Raw genomic sequence first — 16,562 nt, 5'->3', positions numbered from 1 at the left:
ATGTTTTCCGGGGCTATTTTCGCCAATTGAAACCTGTCAGGGGCACACCTATGGTGATTTTCGCCAACAAGGAGACAGTTCGTGGAGATTGACGACTATGACCGCCGGCTTCTGCGCGAGATCCAGAGCGACTCCGACCGGACCGTGCAGGAACTGGCCGACCTGATCGGCCTCAGCGCGACGCCGACCGCCCGGCGCCTGAAGCGCCTTGCCGAGGCCGGCATCATCCGGAAACACGTCGCCCTGCTCGACCCGGAGGCGCTGGGCCTGCAGGCCACCCTGTTCATCGCGGTGCGCACCAGCCGGCATGATGCGGAATGGCTCGGACGCTTTGCCGAGGGCGTGCGCCGCATGCCTGAAGTGGTCGAATTCTACCGGCTGAGCGGCGATATCGACTATCTGATCAAGCTCTGCCTGCCCGACGTGCGGGCCTATGACGAGGTCTACAAGAAGCTGATCGCCATTGCGCCCCTGTCCGACGTCAGCGCCAGCTTTGCCATGGAAGCGATCAAGAACACGACAAAACTTCCCATCTGACGGGCACTTGGCACGCTTGATACGGGGCACGCGATGGGCGAAGCTTGCCCGTCCGAGAGCTGACCCCGCGATGCCCATCATGACCGATCCGACCGACGACACCGCCCTGGACCCCGAGCCCCGGCGCCGGGGCGAAAGCTATCGAAATGTCGCCGCGATCGTGCTGGCCCTGGCCATGCTGCAGATGGCAGCGGGCGCCCTGTCGGTGGTGGGTCCGCTGGCGCTGATTTCCGGCGGCGCCTCGACGCTGAAGATCGGTACCATCGTCTCCGGCTATGCCTTCGGCTTCCTGCTGGGCGCACACTTCGCCCCGCGCGAGATCCGCCGCATCGGTCATATCCGTGCTGTTGCCGCCTTTGCCGGCGTGACCTCGATTGCGGCCGCCCTCCTCTATGCCAGCGACGCCCTGGCCTGGTGGCTGGTGATGCAGTTCATCATGGGCGTGTGCGTGGCCGGCTTCCTGGCCTCCGGCGAAAGCTGGGTCGCCGACGCTGCCCCCAGCGACAAGCGCGGTGCCATTCTCAGCTTCTACCTGGTGACCGCCAAGATCGGCTTCATCCTCGGCCCCTTCCTGGTCGCCTCGGTCCCGCCCGGCGCGGCCGTCGGCTTCATGATCGTGGCCGCGCTCTACACGGCCAGCCTGATCCCGGCCTCGGCCACCAACCGCGCCCAGCCGGCCGCGCCCTCGGCCGAGCCCTTCGGTCCGCTGCGGATCTGGAAGACCGCACCGTCCGCCGTCATCGCCGCCGGATCCGCGGGTCTGGTCAATGGCGCGGTGATGCAGCTCTACGCCGTCTATGTCGGCGGGATGGGAACCGAGTCCGTCGCCGCCACGGCAGCGGTCTTCTCCGCCTTCATGGTCGGTGGCGGCGTGATCGCGCAATGGCCGGCCGGGATGATTTCCGACCGGATCGACCGCCGCCTCGTGATCGCCGCCCTGGCGGTCACGGCCGGCATTGCGGGCGTGGTACTGGGGCTGATGTCGAGCGTTCTGCCGCTGATCGCGGTCTTCGTGATTGCCGGCATCTGGGGGGCCGGGGCGCAATCCTATTACGGCATTGCCGCAGCCCACGCCGCCGACCGCGCGGATGAGGGCCAGGCGACCAACATGATGTCGGGCATTCTGACGGTCTATGCCACCGGCGCGATGATCGGCCCGGTGATCGCCGGCGCTACGATGAGCCTGGTGGGAACGTCGGGGCTCTTCCTCTACGCTGCGGTGATCCTGTTCGGCCTGTTCGGCGCCATGCTCTACCGCCGCACCGGCAAGCCGCCGGCCAAGGATACCGACAAGGCCGGTTTCGAGGCGACGTCGGCGACCAGTGTCTCGGTCTATGAGCTCACCGAGATCGCCAGCGAGGAGGCGGAAACCGAAACCGGTGAAGAAGACGAGGAGACCGCCATGGCCTTCGCCGATTCCGGCCTTGTCATGGAGGACGAGGACGATATCGACGACGACGCCCTCGACGATGATGACGAGGAAGACGGGTACTGGCGCTCCTAGGGCCATTTCATCGACCTCAGCATCGATGAAATAGCCCTGGCTCTTCTGTGGTCGCATTTTCGAACCGCAAAACCGGTTCCCACTTTTGCTGAAAATGCTCCTGACGGGCTCCCTTATTCGCCGGCTTCGGCGGGCTCGGTCGGCTGGTCGGTAAAGCCTTCCAGATCGCCCGACGGCTCGGCGTCGCGCTCGATCTCGACCGCGCTCAGCGCATAGGCCTTCAACAGGCGCGCGACTGAAAACAGTGCGTTCTCGTGCACGCGTTCATAGCCGTGCGAGGCGTCGATGCCGAAGGTCACCAGCGCCGTGCGCACATCCGCCCCGCCCTCGATGGCCGAGGCCGCGTCCGAGCGGTAATAGCGGAACACGTCGCGCTGGAAGGGAATCTGCCTGCTCTTGGCCAGATGGATCAGCTTGGTCGTGAGGTGATAGTCGAACGGCCCCGTCATGTCGGCCATGCCGATGGTGACGCCGGTCTCCTTGGAATTCTGGCCGGGCGCGACGGCGCCATTGTCGACGGCCACCATGGAGGCGACGTCATGGGTCAGGATCGAGGACGCGCCCACGCCGACCTCCTCGGAGATCGAGAACAGGAAGAGCGTGTCGACCGGCAGTTCGGCCCCGCTCTCCTTGAGCGCCTTCAGGACAGCGAACATCGCCGCGACGCCGCCCTTGTCATCCAGATGGCGCGAAACGATGAAGCCATTGCCCAGGAATTCCGGACACGGGTCGATGGCCACGAAATCGCCGACGGCAATGCCCAGCGAATCCATGCTGACCGAGGCCACACCGATGGCGGCCGCGTCGATATCATTGTGCACCGGCGCGTCGATGCGCAGCTCGACCTGCGACCAGGCGACCGGCTGGGTATCGATTTCCTTGTTGTAGACATGCCCAGAGGCCTTCAGCGGCAGGATCGAGCCGCGATAGCTGCCATGCTCGGTGAACAGGGTGCAACGCGCGCCCTCGGCAAAGCGGGCCGACCAGTGACCGATCGGCGCCAGTGACAGACGGCCATTATCCTTGATGTAGGAGACCTGGGCACCCAGCGTATCGACATGGGAGATGATGGCGCGCGCAGGCTGTTCCTCGCGGCCCGGCAGACGCGACCGGATCGCGCCCCGCCGGGTCAACTCGTACTCGATACCCAGCCGCTCAAGCTCCTCGCAGCACCAGCGGGCGATCTTGTCGGTATAGCCGCTGGGACTGGGGATGGTGAGCAGCGTCCTGAGGGTTTCGCGCAGATAGGTTTCGTCGATTTCAAGCTCGGACACGGTCAGCTCCCGGACGGAGGTTGTCGATACGGGCGGAGCGCGGGAACAACAGGTCGAGGAAGCGCTCCACCACCGGCTGGGGTTCGTGATTGGCCAGTCCCGGACGCTCGTTCGCCTCGATGAAGACGAACTCGTCCAGCACCGGCGCCTTGACGATGAAGTCGAGCCCGACCACCGGAATATCCAGCGCCTTGGCGGCCGCGATCGAGGCCTCGACGATCTGCGGATGAAGCAGGTCGGTCACATCGTGCAGCGTGCCGCCCGTGTGAAGATTGGCGGTCAGGCGTACTTCCAGCGTTTCGCCCGACGGCAGGACATCGTCCCAGCCGTAACCGGCGGCTGCGATGCAGCGCCCGGTCTCGGCATCCAGCGGAATACGCGCCTCGCCACCGGTCGCAGCGGCCCGCCGGCGGCTGAGCCCCTCGACCAGTTCGCGCACGGTCTTGCGCCCATCGCCGGCCACGACGGGCCGCTTGCGCAGGGCGGCAGCGACCACGGCCCGGTCTATCACGATCACGCGCAGATCGTCGCCGGACACGCAGGTTTCCACCAGCACGTCGGGACAGTAATTGCGGGCGTTGGCGATGGCGGCATCCAGGCTGTCGCCGTCGCGGATATCGACGGCCACGCCCCGCCCCTGCTCGCCCCGCGCCGGTTTGACCACGACGGATCCGGCCCGCGCGAGCAGGGCCTGCGCGGCGTCGGCATCGCCGCCGTCGACGGCTTCGGCGACCTCCAGCCCGATCTCGGTCATCAGACGGCGCGTCACGGCCTTGTCGTCGCACCGGCTCATCGCGATGGCCGAGGTGCGTTCGGTCAGGGATTCCCGGCAGACGACCGACTGGCCGCCAAAGGTCAGGCGGAAAAACCCGCCCTCGGCGTCGAGCACATCCACCGCAATGCCGCGGCGGCGGGCCTCGGCGACGATGATCTCGGCATAGGGGTTGAGCCCGTCTTCCAGCGACTTGCCGCCGGTGAAGAGCTTTTCGTTGATCGGGTTCTTGCGCTTGACCGTGAAGAAGGGCGTGCGCTCGAAGCCCAGGCGTTCATAGAGGCGGATCGCGGACTCATTGTCATGGATCACCGACAGGTCGACATGGCGCGAGCCGCGCGCCGAGAAATGCGCGATCAGATGCCGGGTCAGCGCCTCGCCGACCTTGGCATGATTGGCGCGCGGATCCACCGCCAGGCACCACAGCGAGGCACCGCATTCCGGGTCGTTGAACAGGCGGGCGTGATCGATCCCCGTCACCGAGCCGATGATCTCGCCGCTCGCCTCGTCGATGGCGACGAAATAGACGATCTCGCGGCTGTCGCGGTGCTGCCAGAAAAACTCCGGATCGACCGAGACCATGCCGCAGGCCGCATAGATGCGGTTCACCGCATCGGCATCCGGCCGCGTTGCCATGCGCCGTACCTGGAAGCCGCGTGGCGGGTCGCCGGCATCGCGATAGGTGGGCAGTTCCAGCCGGTAGGTGTGGGATGGATCGAGAAAGATCTCCTGCGGCGCCAGCGCCAGCAGGACATGCGGATCGCGGACATAGAAGGCGATATCGCGCCGGTCCGGCTTTTCCGCCAGCAGGCGGTCGATCAGCGTGTTCTGGTCGCGGAAGGTGTGGGCGAACAGCAATTGTCCCCAGCCGCAATCGATCGCCGCATCGCTGACAATCGCCTCACCCTCGCCTTCGGCGTTCGGAATGGCTTCGTCGGCCGGCAGCAGCGCCTGTTCGCGCTTGCGCCGGAGCCGGTGCGAGATCGCCCCGGCCGGCTGTCGGGTTCCGGGCCGTGTCATGCGGCCACCTCGACCCGGGCCGGCTTCACAGGCGCGTCATGCGTCTGCAGCCACAGCGCCAGCACGCCGATCTGCCAGAGCTTGGACCCCCGCAGCTTGGTGATGTGCGCTTCGGGATCCTTCAGGAGGTGATCGACATAGGTCTCCTGCACGATGCCGCGATCCCGGAAGGACCGGCTGCGCACCGCGTCGCGCACCATGTCGAGGAAGTCGCCCTGCAGATATTTCAGCGCCGGAACGGGGAAATAGCCCTTGGGCCGGTCGATGACCTCGTGCGGCAGGACCTGGCGGGCCAGATGCTTGAGCACGCCCTTGCCCTCCTGCTGCAGATGCAGCTCGGCGGGACAGCGGGCCGCCAGCTCGATCACCTCGTGATCGAGGAAGGGCACACGGGCCTCCAGCCCCCAGGCCATGGTCATGTTGTCGACCCGCTTCACCGGGTCGTCGACCAGCATGACATGCGTGTCCAGCCGCAGGGCCTTGTCGAGTGGCGAGGCCGCGCCCGGTGTCTGGAAGTGGTCGCGCACAAAATCGCCGGCATGATCGCCGCCCAGCCAGGAGGGCTGCAGCAATTCGGCCATCTCGTCGTGGGAGCGGTCGAAGAAGGCATCGCGATAGGTGCCGAAGGCATCGTTTGCGCGGGCCATGGGCGGATACCAGTGATAGCCGGCGAAAGCCTCGTCGGCCCCCTGGCCGGACTGGACCACTTTGACATGCTTGGAGACTTCCTCGGACAGGAGGAAAAAGCCGACACAGTCATGGCTGGTCATCGGCTCGGACATGGAGGCAATGACTTCCGGCAGGGCCCGCAGCGCGCGCGAGGCCGGGATCTCGATCTTGTGATGCTGCGTGCCGAAATGCTTCGCGACAATGTCGGAATAGTGGAACTCGTCGCCGGCTTCGCCATTCACGCTCTCGAAGCCGATGGAGAAGGTGTTGAGGTCCTTCACACCGGCTTCGGCCAGCAGGGCCACGATCAGGGAACTGTCGAGCCCGCCGGACAGGAGAACGCCGATCGGCACGTCGGCGACCATGCGCCGCTTCACCGCACCGCGCAGCGCCTCGGCAATCCGCTCGCGCCAGCCATCGGCATCGAGCCCGCGCTCTTCCTCGCGCATGTCGTAGGGACAGGACCAGTAGCGGTGTTCGCGGCGCGTGCCGTCGCGCTCGATCTCCATCAGCGTGGCCGGCGGCAGTTTGCGCACGCCCTTGAACAGGGTGCGCGGCGACGGCACGACGGCGTGGAAGCTGAAATACTGGTGCAGGGCGACCGGGTCGAGCTCGCGGTCGACATCGCCGGCGGCCAGCAGCGCCGGCAGGCTGGAGGCGAAGCACAGGCGGCCGGGCGTCTCGGACAGGTAGAGTGGCTTGATGCCCAGACGGTCGCGCCCCAGCACAACCTTGCCGCTGTCGCGCTCGGCAATGGCAAAGGCGAACATGCCCGACAGGCGTTTCGCCACATCCAGCCCCCAGGCGTGATAGCCTTTCAGGATCACCTCGCTGTCGCTGGTGGAGAAGAAGCGATAGCCCTTGGCTTCCAGCTCGGCGCGCAGTTCGCGGTGATTGTAGATGCAGCCGTTGAAGGCGAGCGTCAGGCCCAGCTGAGCGTCATGCATGGGCTGGGCGCCGGCTTCGGTAAGATCGATGATCTTGAGACGGCGATGGGCCAGGCCGACCCCGTCGCGAACGACCATGCCGCCGCCATCCGGCCCGCGCCGGCGCATGGCCCAGCTCATCCGCTCGAGTGCTTGCGAGTCGGAAGGAGAGTTCTGGAACGACAAGTCGCCGGCAATCCCGCACATGCTATATTACCCCCTGTATTGAATCTGTATTGCGCACTCCACATCACCCGACTCGATATCGCCACCAAGTCGGCACATAATACGGTATGCAACCTATAAACTCATTCCAAGCGAAAAAGGTTCCATACCGGGTGCATTCTATTTTATGTGCACCACGCGACCTTGATTATCGAGCCAAAAGGACTATCCATATTGGCAGATTGACTTCCGCGCGACCTTCGCGCCCCATTTTCTGTAAACGGAGTACGATAAACTATATGAGACATTCCCATCGCCCGCGCAGGGTCGCCGCTTTCGTTGCTGAATCCGTCAATGTCCGCCAGCTGCAGACCGCATCCGAAGCGCTGCAGCGCCACAACCGCCGCGCCGTCCTGGTCTCCGACCAGCACGCCCTGCTGCGCGGTTACAATGGCTCCGCCGAGATCAATTTCGCGGTGGCCGAGACGACGGAGAATATCGAGCCGAATGCGTATGACGCCCTGGTGCTGATGGAAGGGGCGGCCAAGCTGGCGCCCAGTGCGACCAAGCTGGCCAAGCGGTTCGGCGATGCCGGCAAGCCGGTCGTGGCGCTCACCGGCAGTGCGGCGCTCCTGTCGGAAATCTCCGGCAACAATACCGGTCCGGGCGAAGACACGGCCTCGGCCATTGTCGAGGGCGACCTTTATGAAGTCACCGACGACGATGCCGACTGGAAGATCCTCGACGCCATTTCCGAAAAGCTGAAAGCCATGCAGGATGCGCATCAGCTGGAGCGCGCCGGCGCCTGACAGGGTCCCGGCCGCTAGCAACAAAAAAGGGGCGCTGCGATCTCGCAGCGCCCCTTTTTCTGTGCCCGATGCACTCCGCCTAGCGGCGGTAGCTCAGAACGACCCAGGTCCTGGACACATCGGCCGGTGCCGGTGCAACACCGGGGCCGTCATAGTCCGCCGTTTCCAGGGCAAGGGAGAGCCCCTGCGGCAGGTCGAGCTCGACGAAAGCGTCCCATTCGCTGCCCAGATCGGCACCCGTGCGCTCGGCCTCGAATTCGTGGCGGCGCACACCGGTGGACAGGCCGCGGACAAAGCCCGCTTCCCATTCGCGGCTCCAGGACAGCATCACATTGAAATCCTCGACGCCGTCGACCGTGCCCTGGCGGCCACCGCCGGAGAACACATCGGCCCAGCCGAGGAAATCATGGTTCTTGCCCAGCGGATTGGCAAAGCCGGTCGAGCCATTGCCCTCGATCACATCATAGCCCAGGGCCAGTTCCGCGCCGCCATAGCTGAAAGCCAGGTCGCTGGCGAAATAGGCGAGGTTGAAGTCGATCGTCGCCGACGCATAGTCGGTCTGGTGCGCATACATCACCGCATACTCGACACCCAGATCGCCATAGCTGCGCTCGCCGGCCAGACGGGCGCCCAGCGTGGTGTTCGAACGGTCACGGCCGCCTGCGGACGTGATGTCGATGAAATAGGCAAAGCCCGAGACGTCCAGCGTGTCGTTGATCTCGTAGCCGGCATGGAAGAGATGGCTGTCGCTCTGCCAGTCGGAATTGTCGCCCGGGCCGCGATTGATGCGGTCGTGATAGACATAGCTGGCGTCGAAAGCGCCATGCGACCAGCCGATCCGGATCGCGTCGTGCGAGTTCTTGTCCTGGCGGTGGCCGGCAGAGGCGACGAACTGGCCGTCATCGAACTGCAGATACTGGCGGCCCAGCGTCACGGTGACATTCTCGAAGGGCGAGAAGGCCACCTGCAGACGGTTGAGTTCGGTGAACTCGCCATCCTTGATGCCGGCATACTGGCTCAGCCCGTTGAAGCCGGAATTATAGTCGTCATCGCCATCGACGGCTGTGACGTTCTCGACTTCACCGAGGAAGGTGAAACCGTTCCATTCCGGCGACTTCCAGCCAAGACGGGTGCGCAGGGTGATGGCGTCGGCGCCGAGCTTGCCGTCCTGGGCCACATTCTCGTAGCGCATGCGCATATCGACGAGGATGTCGCCCGGCAGGCTGTTATCGGCCACAGCGAGGGGGGCTGCAGCAGCGCCGACGAGCAGCGCGGCCGCAAGCGTAGCGGTCATGGTCTTCATGGGATTGTCTCCTGTCGCAGCCTTACGCCGCGCGAATGTTCTCGAGGAAGGCTTCGAAATCGGTCTTCCAGGCGGTGTAGCGGCCCGACATCTCTTCGGAGGCGCTGAGCACGGACTTGGAAACCTGGTCGGTCTGGCGGGTGAATTCGGCCACACGGTCCACATTGGAGGCGGCATGCGTGGTGCCGTCCTGGGCCTTCTGGGCCGACTGGGCGATCTCCGAGGTCGCGACACGCTGCTGCTCGATCGCCGAAGCCGAAGCCACAGCCAGCTCGCCCAGCTGCGACACCGCATCGAGCGCCTTGGACGCCGACAGCGAACAGGCTTCCGTCGAGGCCTGGATCTTGGAAATCCGCTCGGCGATCTGCTGCGTGGCGGTCGAGGTCTGCTCGGCCAGCGCCTTCACTTCCGACGCCACGACCGCGAAACCGCGACCGGCTTCACCGGCCCGCGCCGCCTCGATGGTGGCGTTGAGGGCGAGCAGGTTGGTCTGGCTGGCGATGGTGTCGATCAGGTCGACGATGGCGCCGATGGCCTGGGCCGATTCCGCCAGCTCCTGGATGCCTTCGGCACTGGCGCTGGTTTCCTGGCCGGCCAGCTGCGACAGCTCGCTCGTCTTGGTGACCTGGGTGGAGACTTCCGCGATCGAGGCGGCAAGTTCTTCAGAGGCTGCAGCCACGGCCTGCACGCTCGAGGCGGCATTGCTGGCGGCATCGCGGGCCGATCCGGAGACGGTGGCCGCCTCGCCGGACGTCGCCTGCATCTGGGTCGCGGACGCGGAGAGCTGTTCGGACGCTTCCATCACGCTCGCCAGGAGTGCGGTGGAGGCCTGCTCGAAGCGGGCCACGGCTTCTTCCGTGCGCGCCGCACGTTCCGCCTTGGCGCGGGCCTCGACCGTTTCGCGTTCGCGCATTTCGTCTGCAGAGGTCAGCGCCTCCTGCAGCGTGTCGAGCGCCCGGGCGAGATTGCCGAATTCGTCGCTGCGTTCCTTGCCCGGCACATCGAGACCGCGTTCGCCGCGGGCGAGGCCGCCGACCACATCCTGAATCCTGGAGACCGCCGTACGGATCGTGCCGCCGATCACCTGGGTCAGGCCATAGAGGCCGCCAGCCGTCAGCAGCACCGCGATGACGGCCACCCAGAAGGAGAGCTGGGCCATGCGGTCGCGACGCGCCCAGGCCGACTCAAGATCGACCCACGCACCGTCGCGCACGCTCTCGATCGCGGTGTCCATGGCATCGTCGAACACGGCCAGCCGGTCGATGAACTGGTTGATGTCGGCGCTGTTCATGCCCGCGATCCGCGACATGCGGTCGCTCATCAGCGTTTCCAGATCGCCATAGTCGGCCCGGATTTCCGACAGGGTCGCCGCATAGGCGGCGTCGGTAACCACAGTCTCGGCTTCCGCCAGCGAGATTCCAAAATCGGTCAGATTGCCGCGCGCCGCCTCGATGCGCTCGGCGGTCGGCGTGGCGGTCATCAGATAGGTGTCGCGCAGAAGGGAGGTGAGATCCTTCTCCACATTGTTGGCGGCGATCAGGGTCAGTGTCGCCTGCTCGGCTTCGGCTTCGGCCTTCACCATGGCACTGCGGACAACGCCGTTCGCGCCGACATAGACCAGCATCAGCGCAACGGATGCGACCGCGAGCAGCGACAGGCGGGCCTTGAGGGAAAGACGGTTGAGACTGGTCAGCATCGGAGCTACGCCCCCTTCTTCTCGAAACATGTTCATCGCCACGCACCGGGCCGGGTCGGGACTCCGGCGGGTCGGGCTGCGTTCACGGACGAGTAGCTGCCAAGACGGTTAAACCTTCCTTTCGGGACTTCCGGCGGTAACCGGTTGTTAGGGCATATTTTATTCGCCCGGACAGGGCTCAAGGCATGGCGGTGCCTGCCCCTGCAGGGCTACACGCGCAATGATAGGGTTGTGCAGATTGCAGCTTGCGCGACGCGCTTTTCGCAGTCGCAGCAAAAACGAACATTGTCCAAAAAAGAATGCGGCAGTGTCGTGAGCACTGCCGCATAGATCCGGGGGCAAAACCCCCTTCTTCGTTGGCGCTTACTCGGAGGGATACAGACCTTATAAACACCGCAACGAACATGTTCGGCCAAGCGTGGCACCTGGATCGGCGCCGCCCCCGGCTGTCGGGATTGAAAAAACCAAACCCGGCCGGTGACTTCCAACGCTTTGAGACAGGCAACGGGACGCTGCGGCAAACGCAACAGCCTGCGACGAACGACGGCACAGACGCGACGAGGGTTCCGGTGGCCGCGCGCCCGCACTTTCAGGGACAAGACTCCGGACCCGATCCGGAGGAATTGCCGCCAGATCAAGGACTCGCGGGGTCAAGTTCAGACCCCGCAGCCCTGAGCGCGTTCCATGTGAGCATCGACCCCTACGCCGAATGCGATGACAGGCTCGGGTCGAGCGGAGCGGGAACAAAAGGAAAAAATGGCGCGCCTTGCGGCATCAAGCCAAAGCCCCGCAGCCCTGAGCGCGTTCCATGTGAGCATCGACCCCTACGCCGAATGCGACGACAGGCTCGGGTCGAGCGGAGCGGGAACAAAAGGAAAAAATGGCGCACCGGGGAAGATTCGAACTCCCGCCCCCCAGATTCGTAGTCTGGTGAATTCTCCTACGCACTCGTTCTTCGATTTACGCAAGTATACGCCAACCCTATGATCGGTATTGGCTTTTCCCGGCCCCTCGGTACTTTCGATCTCGTTCGGATGCGCGAGTTTTCGCTCCGAGCTGCTTCCACGGTGCTTCCACGAAGCTTCCGGGACGCATGCCAGAGGCCCGAGAGAACAGGAGGGGAACATGTCAAACAAGCTGAAACTCACCAACACGAACGTCCGCGCGCTCGTGACGACGGGACAGGACTACAAGGTGTGGGACACCGAGGTCTCAGGGCTTCATGTCCGCGTAACGAAGGCCGGATCGAAGTCATTCGCCTTCTTCTACCGCACGGCGGATGGTCGCCAGCGTTCAATCCGGATCGGCAAGACCACGATGACCGTCACCGAGGCTCGTGAGCGTGCTCGTGCGCTGCGTGTTCAGGTGGACCAAGGCGAGGACCCGTCTCAAGAGCGCAAGGGCCGTCTCACCGCGCCGACGATGGCGGACCTGTGGGATGCGTATCTTGAGCAACACGCCAAGCCCAACAAGAAACCCCGGAGCATCGCCGAGGACGAGCGGCTGTGGCGCATGCACCTCTCGCCCCGTTTCGCCAAGGAGAAGGTGGCCAACGTCGGGGTGGCGGAGGTCCGCACGATGATGTCGAAGATGCGCGACACCCCCGGAGCCGCCAATCGTTCCTTCGCGCTCCTGTCGATGATGTTCACCTTCGCGATCCAGAACGAGTGGCGCGAGATCAACCCCTGCCGTGCGGTCAAGAAATACCCGGAGAACCAGATCGAGCGTTATCTTTCGGCGGAGGAGGCCGAACGCCTGCTTGCGTCCTGCGACGCAGACGAAAACCAGACCGCAGCGCGCATCGTAGAGTTCCTTGTCCTTACCGGCGCTCGCAAGAGCGAGGTCTTCTCGATGGAGTGGCAGCACCTTCAAGGTCTGTCGAGCGACACGCCGACATGGCTGATCCCGTCGGGTCAGCAGAAGGGCGAGCGCCTTAAGCGGAAGGTGTTTTCCCGCCAGCTTTCTCCTGAAGCGGCTGATCTTCTCCGGCGGTGGAAGCGTGAGTGTCCGACGCCCTCTGTCCGGTATGTCTTCCCTTCGCCCCGGAAGCCGGACCAGCCGGTGCCCTGCATCAAAGGTGCTTGGGATCGCATCCGTCGGCGCGCGAACCTGAATGATGTGCGGATTCACGATCTCCGGCACTCGTTCGCCTCGTTCGCTGTGAACAACGGTGAGCCGCTTTACGCGGTTGGCGGGGCGCTGGGGCACAAGGACGTGAAGACGACGCAACGGTACGCGCATCTGACCGACGAGACCGTGCGTGGGGTCGCCTCTGGTGTCGGCGCGCTTGTCGGATCGTTCCGGGGGCGGTGAGGTCTTAAACCGCCGCTTCCTGCGGTTCGGTCGGAAGCGTCCTGCGTTCGATTTCACCAAGTATGCTCACCACCTTTTCGGCGTCGGCGTCCTCGAACAGGCCGTCGATGCCCAGGGGGCTGGTATCTGTGAACGGCGGCTCATAGAGACGCCCCGCCTCGACCACGCCGGAGCGTGTCAGCTCCTCGATCAGTAGTTCGATGAAGTCGATCTGGCTCGCTGAGAGCGAAGACCCGGCCAGCAATGTTGAAAAGGCCTCCTTCGCCGCTTCCCGGTCCAGGCCGATCAGGCTGCGCACGAACCGGCCCAGCCCACCAAGATCGGACCTCACGCGGTCGAACGCGTCATCATCGCCCACCCCTTCAGAGCGCATGATCTTCTCAAGCTCATCGAGGTCGGTCGGCGTAAGGTGTTCGTTTCGGTGAAGCTTTCGCACCGCGATATGATCGCGATGATCTTCGAGGAAGCGGCGCGTCTTCGCCCGGAAACGTACAAGGTCGGTGCCGACCGCGCTGTTCGTCAACGTCGCTTCGGTGGCCGGGCCGATCTCATCCTCGAAATCCGTGTAGACCGGCTTGCGGGACTTCGGCTCAATGAGCTGAACCAGCGCGCGAAGCTTCAGACGCACATCCTCAAGCAGGACGACGTTCACGCCCTCCCAAAAGGTATCCGTCTGGATTTCTTCGATCAGGTCGATGCGCGCCGCGACGGTCGGGATGTTCGAGCGCTCGGCCAGCTCGCCAGCGATCAGGCGAATGCGGTCGGCGAGCTTGGCGAATGAGGCCTCACCGGAGAGCAAAGCGAGCTGAGCGCTGAGGATCAGGCTGTCGAACTGTTTCGCGGTGATGTGTTCCGGCTTCTGTGCAGAGGGCAATCCAGCGACGTGTTCGGTGAGCTGGTGGCGGTCTTCCTGCGTGAGGTCAGACCAGCGCGCGCGATCCTGAAACGGTTCGACCGTCTTGCGCTTCGCCCGGACGATGAAATTGTCGAGGTTCATGGCCGCGACCTCGTCGTGGAGGAGGTCGGCGAGCTGCGCCTTGAGCGTCTGGCGCGCTTCGTCCTCTTCAGTCAGGAACCGCTCACCCTCCTCGGCGACACCATCGCCGGACCGCGTCGCCGTTTCCGGAGAAAGCTTGGCGATCAGGTCGAGGCGTTTGACGAACAAGCGCTTGGTGATCGTATCGGGGGCTTTCGGCTCGCGCAGGTCCGGGTTCTGGTTGAAGAACTCGAAATTCTGGCAGAAGTCGAAGATCGCGAAGTGGTCCTTGTCGCGGCCTGGGCCGAACAGGTCCTCGCACAGACGCGTGCCGCGACCGATCATCTGCCAGAATTTCGTCTTGGACCGGACCAGCTTGAAGAAGACGAGGTTCACCACCTCCGGCACGTCGATGCCGGTGTCGAGCATGTCGACGGAGATCGCGATGTGCGGGTCCTTCTCAGATTCCGAGAAGTCGTCGATCAGCGATTGGGCGTGCTCAGTCTTGTAGGTGATGACCTGCGCGAACTTACCCTTGAGGTGTGGGTAGTTCGCATCGAAACGCTTGGCAATGAAATAGGCGTGCTCGTTCGATTTCGCGAAGATGATCGTCTTGCCGAGCCGGTCGCCCTCATTAACCCGAACGCCATGCTCCATCAGGTGCGCGAGCACCTTGTCGACGGTGTCGGTGTTGAACAGCCACTTATTGACCGCGTCCGGGTCAACCTCGTCGGGGACCTCGCCCTCTTCATTCCATTCCAGAGCGTCCCATTGATCCTTCTCCTCGTCGGAGAGATCGTCGTACTTGATGCCCTCGCGCTGGAATTTCAGCGGCACCGAATACGGGATCGGCGGAACAAGGTGGCCGTCCTCGACCGCTTCTTCGAGCGGATAGGCGTCGGTCGGCACGCCGTTCTCAAGCTCGAAGGTCTTGTAGGTGTCGCGGTCGACCTCGTCCTTCGGCGTCGCGGTCAGGCCGAGCAGATGCCCGTCGAAATACTCGAAGATCGATCCGAATTTCTTGTAGATCGACCGGTGGGCCTCATCGACGACGATCAGATCGAAATGCCCGACGCCATAGGGCCGCTCGCCCTCCTCAACGGCGTCGATCCGCTTCATCATGGACGGGTAAGTCGCGACCACGACCCGCGAATTGTAGAGATCGTTCCCGCCTGCCGGATCGTGACCGGCGTTTGTGGTGGCGAGCGTCGTGCTCGGCAGGTGCTTCTTGAACGCGTTATAGGCCTGCTTCACCAGCGCACGGCGGTCGGCAAGGAACAGGACGCGGCGCACCCAATTTGCGCGCATCAATAGATCCACCAGCGCAATCGTCGTGCGGGTCTTGCCGGTGCCGGTCGCCATGACGAGCAAGGCCCGGCGACGCCCCTCCACCTCGAAGCTCTCGCACACGCGCCGGATCGCGCGCATCTGGTAAGAACGGCCCGCAATGTCCGCATCGATGTCGAGCGTCGCGGGAGACTTCGCCCGGCTCCGGCGCTGGATCAGAAGGGCCAGCTCGTCCTTCTTGTAGAAGCCCTGCACCTCGCGCGGCGGATGGGCTTCGTCGTCCCACATCCAGTGGTCATAGCCGTTCGAGTAGAAGATAACCGGACGCTGACCGTAGCGGGCTTCAAGACAGTCGGCGTAGAGCTTGGCCTGGTGCTGGCCTTCGCGCGGATCGCGCTTGGTGCGTTTGGCTTCGACCAGACCGAGCGGCTTGCCGTCATCGCCCCAAAGCACGTAGTCGACATAGCCCTTGCCGGTGCTGGTCGCCTCACGCTTCGGCATGCCGTCGACTTCGAACTCGATGTCTTCGGGGCGATCCAGCGCCCACCCGGCTTCACGCAGCAGCACGTCGATCAGCGCGTCGCGCGTGGTGGCTTCGTTGTAATCGTGCCGGTCCGGTACCGTCGCGTTCTCGGCCTTGCGTTCAGCGACCAGCGCGCGCAGCTCGGCCAGCTCGGCTTCCAGCCTGGCGCGCGCCGCTTCGTCCTTCAGACGCGCCTCTTCAGCGGCTTTCAGCTTCTCGGACTGTTCGCGATAGTTCTTCGCCAGCGTGGTGAGCTGGCCTAGCGTCGAGGCCTTGACCTCCGCCAGTTGGGGCAGCACGTCGACCGAGAACTGAAGCCCGTCATCGGGGACGCTGCGGCCATAGGTGCGCTGAAGCCAGTAGGTGAAATGGAACAGCTCGCGCACCGCCGAGATCGCATCGGTCTCGGAGATCGCCCGACTGTCATGGGCCGCGAAATTGCCGCGCTTGATGACCACCCGCGCCTTGGCGACCAATGCTTCTCCTGCCACCGTCCGGAAGCTGGAATGATGGACCATCGCCGAGAGCGTGTCCTGATACGGATCGCCGAGCGCACCGTCGTGCCGGTACATCCACTTCACTGCCGTTTCCAGCGCGAGCCGGGCATAAAAGGACGCCCCACGCGGATCACCCTTCACCAGCTTCTCAGCACGCTCGGCGTTGGCGTAGACTTCGGGGAAATCGGCTTTCAGGAAGGCGAACTGACTCATCCAGCGCATCCAACAGCGCGCGAATTATCCTGAACCCGTTGGTGCGGCGTCATCCGCATATCCGCCCCCGTAACCCGT

General features: G+C 64.3%; 10 protein-coding genes. 4 read left to right on the top strand and 6 right to left on the bottom strand.

Annotated features, from left to right (window positions below; genetic code table 11):
* Positions 1-81 precede the first annotated feature (81 nt).
* Positions 82-537, top strand: coding sequence for an Lrp/AsnC family transcriptional regulator (locus tag PKE71_RS03540; protein WP_271185580.1), 456 nt, complete (start codon positions 82-84; stop codon positions 535-537).
* A gap of 79 nt (positions 538-616) precedes the next feature.
* A complete protein-coding gene (locus tag PKE71_RS03535; RefSeq protein WP_271185579.1) occupies positions 617-2,041 on the top strand; it encodes an MFS transporter in 1,425 nt (474 codons plus the stop codon).
* Positions 2,042-2,154: 113 nt separating this feature from the next.
* On the opposite strand, the gene PKE71_RS03530 is transcribed toward PKE71_RS03535, so the two are convergent.
* Genes PKE71_RS03530 through PKE71_RS03520 form a run of 3 tightly spaced genes read right to left on the bottom strand, consistent with a single transcriptional unit; the run spans position 2,155 to position 6,909 of the window.
* Positions 2,155-3,315, bottom strand: a complete 1,161-nt coding sequence (locus PKE71_RS03530) for an osmoprotectant NAGGN system M42 family peptidase (RefSeq protein WP_271185578.1) — start codon at positions 3,313-3,315, stop codon at positions 2,155-2,157.
* On the bottom strand, positions 3,302-5,107 hold the full coding sequence (gene ngg, locus PKE71_RS03525) for an N-acetylglutaminylglutamine synthetase (protein WP_271185577.1): 1,806 nt from the start codon (positions 5,105-5,107) through the stop codon (positions 3,302-3,304). Before ngg ends, PKE71_RS03530 begins: the two co-directional genes overlap by 14 nt.
* On the bottom strand, positions 5,104-6,909 hold the full coding sequence (locus PKE71_RS03520; protein ID WP_271185576.1) for an N-acetylglutaminylglutamine amidotransferase: 1,806 nt from the start codon (positions 6,907-6,909) through the stop codon (positions 5,104-5,106). Before PKE71_RS03520 ends, ngg begins: the two co-directional genes overlap by 4 nt.
* Positions 6,910-7,166: 257 nt before the next feature.
* Between PKE71_RS03520 and PKE71_RS03515 the strand changes: the two genes are divergently transcribed.
* A complete protein-coding gene (locus tag PKE71_RS03515) occupies positions 7,167-7,676 on the top strand; it encodes a DJ-1/PfpI family protein (protein ID WP_271185575.1) in 510 nt (169 codons plus the stop codon).
* A 79-nt stretch (positions 7,677-7,755) separates the two neighbouring features.
* Here the strand turns inward: PKE71_RS03515 and PKE71_RS03510 are convergent, their stop codons facing one another.
* On the bottom strand, positions 7,756-8,979 hold the full coding sequence (locus tag PKE71_RS03510; RefSeq protein WP_271185574.1) for an alginate export family protein: 1,224 nt from the start codon (positions 8,977-8,979) through the stop codon (positions 7,756-7,758).
* Between the two features lie 22 nt (positions 8,980-9,001).
* The gene (locus PKE71_RS03505) at positions 9,002-10,675 is read right to left on the bottom strand and encodes a methyl-accepting chemotaxis protein (protein ID WP_271185573.1); all 1,674 of its coding nucleotides are present in this window, start codon (positions 10,673-10,675) and stop codon (positions 9,002-9,004) included.
* A 1,125-nt stretch (positions 10,676-11,800) separates the two neighbouring features.
* Between PKE71_RS03505 and PKE71_RS03500 the strand changes: the two genes are divergently transcribed.
* On the top strand, positions 11,801-12,988 hold the full coding sequence (locus PKE71_RS03500) for a tyrosine-type recombinase/integrase (protein WP_271185572.1): 1,188 nt from the start codon (positions 11,801-11,803) through the stop codon (positions 12,986-12,988).
* 4 nt (positions 12,989-12,992) lie between these two features.
* Here PKE71_RS03500 and PKE71_RS03495 read toward each other — a convergent pair whose 3' ends face one another.
* Positions 12,993-16,484: a DEAD/DEAH box helicase family protein gene (locus PKE71_RS03495; RefSeq protein WP_271185571.1), complete on the bottom strand. Its 3,492-nt coding sequence runs from the start codon at positions 16,482-16,484 to the stop codon at positions 12,993-12,995.
* Between the last annotated feature and the right edge of the window lie 78 nt (positions 16,485-16,562).

It is taken from the genome of Maricaulis virginensis (assembly GCF_027922185.1).
GTDB lineage: Bacteria > Pseudomonadota > Alphaproteobacteria > Caulobacterales > Maricaulaceae > Maricaulis > Maricaulis virginensis.
This window is presented reverse-complemented; position numbering and strand designations above follow the sequence as displayed.

What these genes read in the sequence shown, in the direction of transcription:
- PKE71_RS03510 (WP_271185574.1), bottom strand. Translation starts at nt 8,979, where the DNA reads ATGAAGACCATGACCGCTACGCTTGCGGCCGCGCTGCTCGTCGGCGCT.
- PKE71_RS03500 (WP_271185572.1), top strand. Translation starts at nt 11,801, where the DNA reads ATGTCAAACAAGCTGAAACTCACCAACACGAACGTCCGCGCGCTCGTG.
- PKE71_RS03520 (WP_271185576.1), bottom strand. Translation starts at nt 6,909, where the DNA reads ATGTGCGGGATTGCCGGCGACTTGTCGTTCCAGAACTCTCCTTCCGAC.
- PKE71_RS03515 (WP_271185575.1), top strand. Translation starts at nt 7,167, where the DNA reads ATGAGACATTCCCATCGCCCGCGCAGGGTCGCCGCTTTCGTTGCTGAA.
- PKE71_RS03535 (WP_271185579.1), top strand. Translation starts at nt 617, where the DNA reads ATGACCGATCCGACCGACGACACCGCCCTGGACCCCGAGCCCCGGCGC.
- PKE71_RS03505 (WP_271185573.1), bottom strand. Translation starts at nt 10,675, where the DNA reads ATGCTGACCAGTCTCAACCGTCTTTCCCTCAAGGCCCGCCTGTCGCTG.
- ngg (WP_271185577.1), bottom strand. Translation starts at nt 5,107, where the DNA reads ATGACACGGCCCGGAACCCGACAGCCGGCCGGGGCGATCTCGCACCGG.
- PKE71_RS03495 (WP_271185571.1), bottom strand. Translation starts at nt 16,484, where the DNA reads ATGAGTCAGTTCGCCTTCCTGAAAGCCGATTTCCCCGAAGTCTACGCC.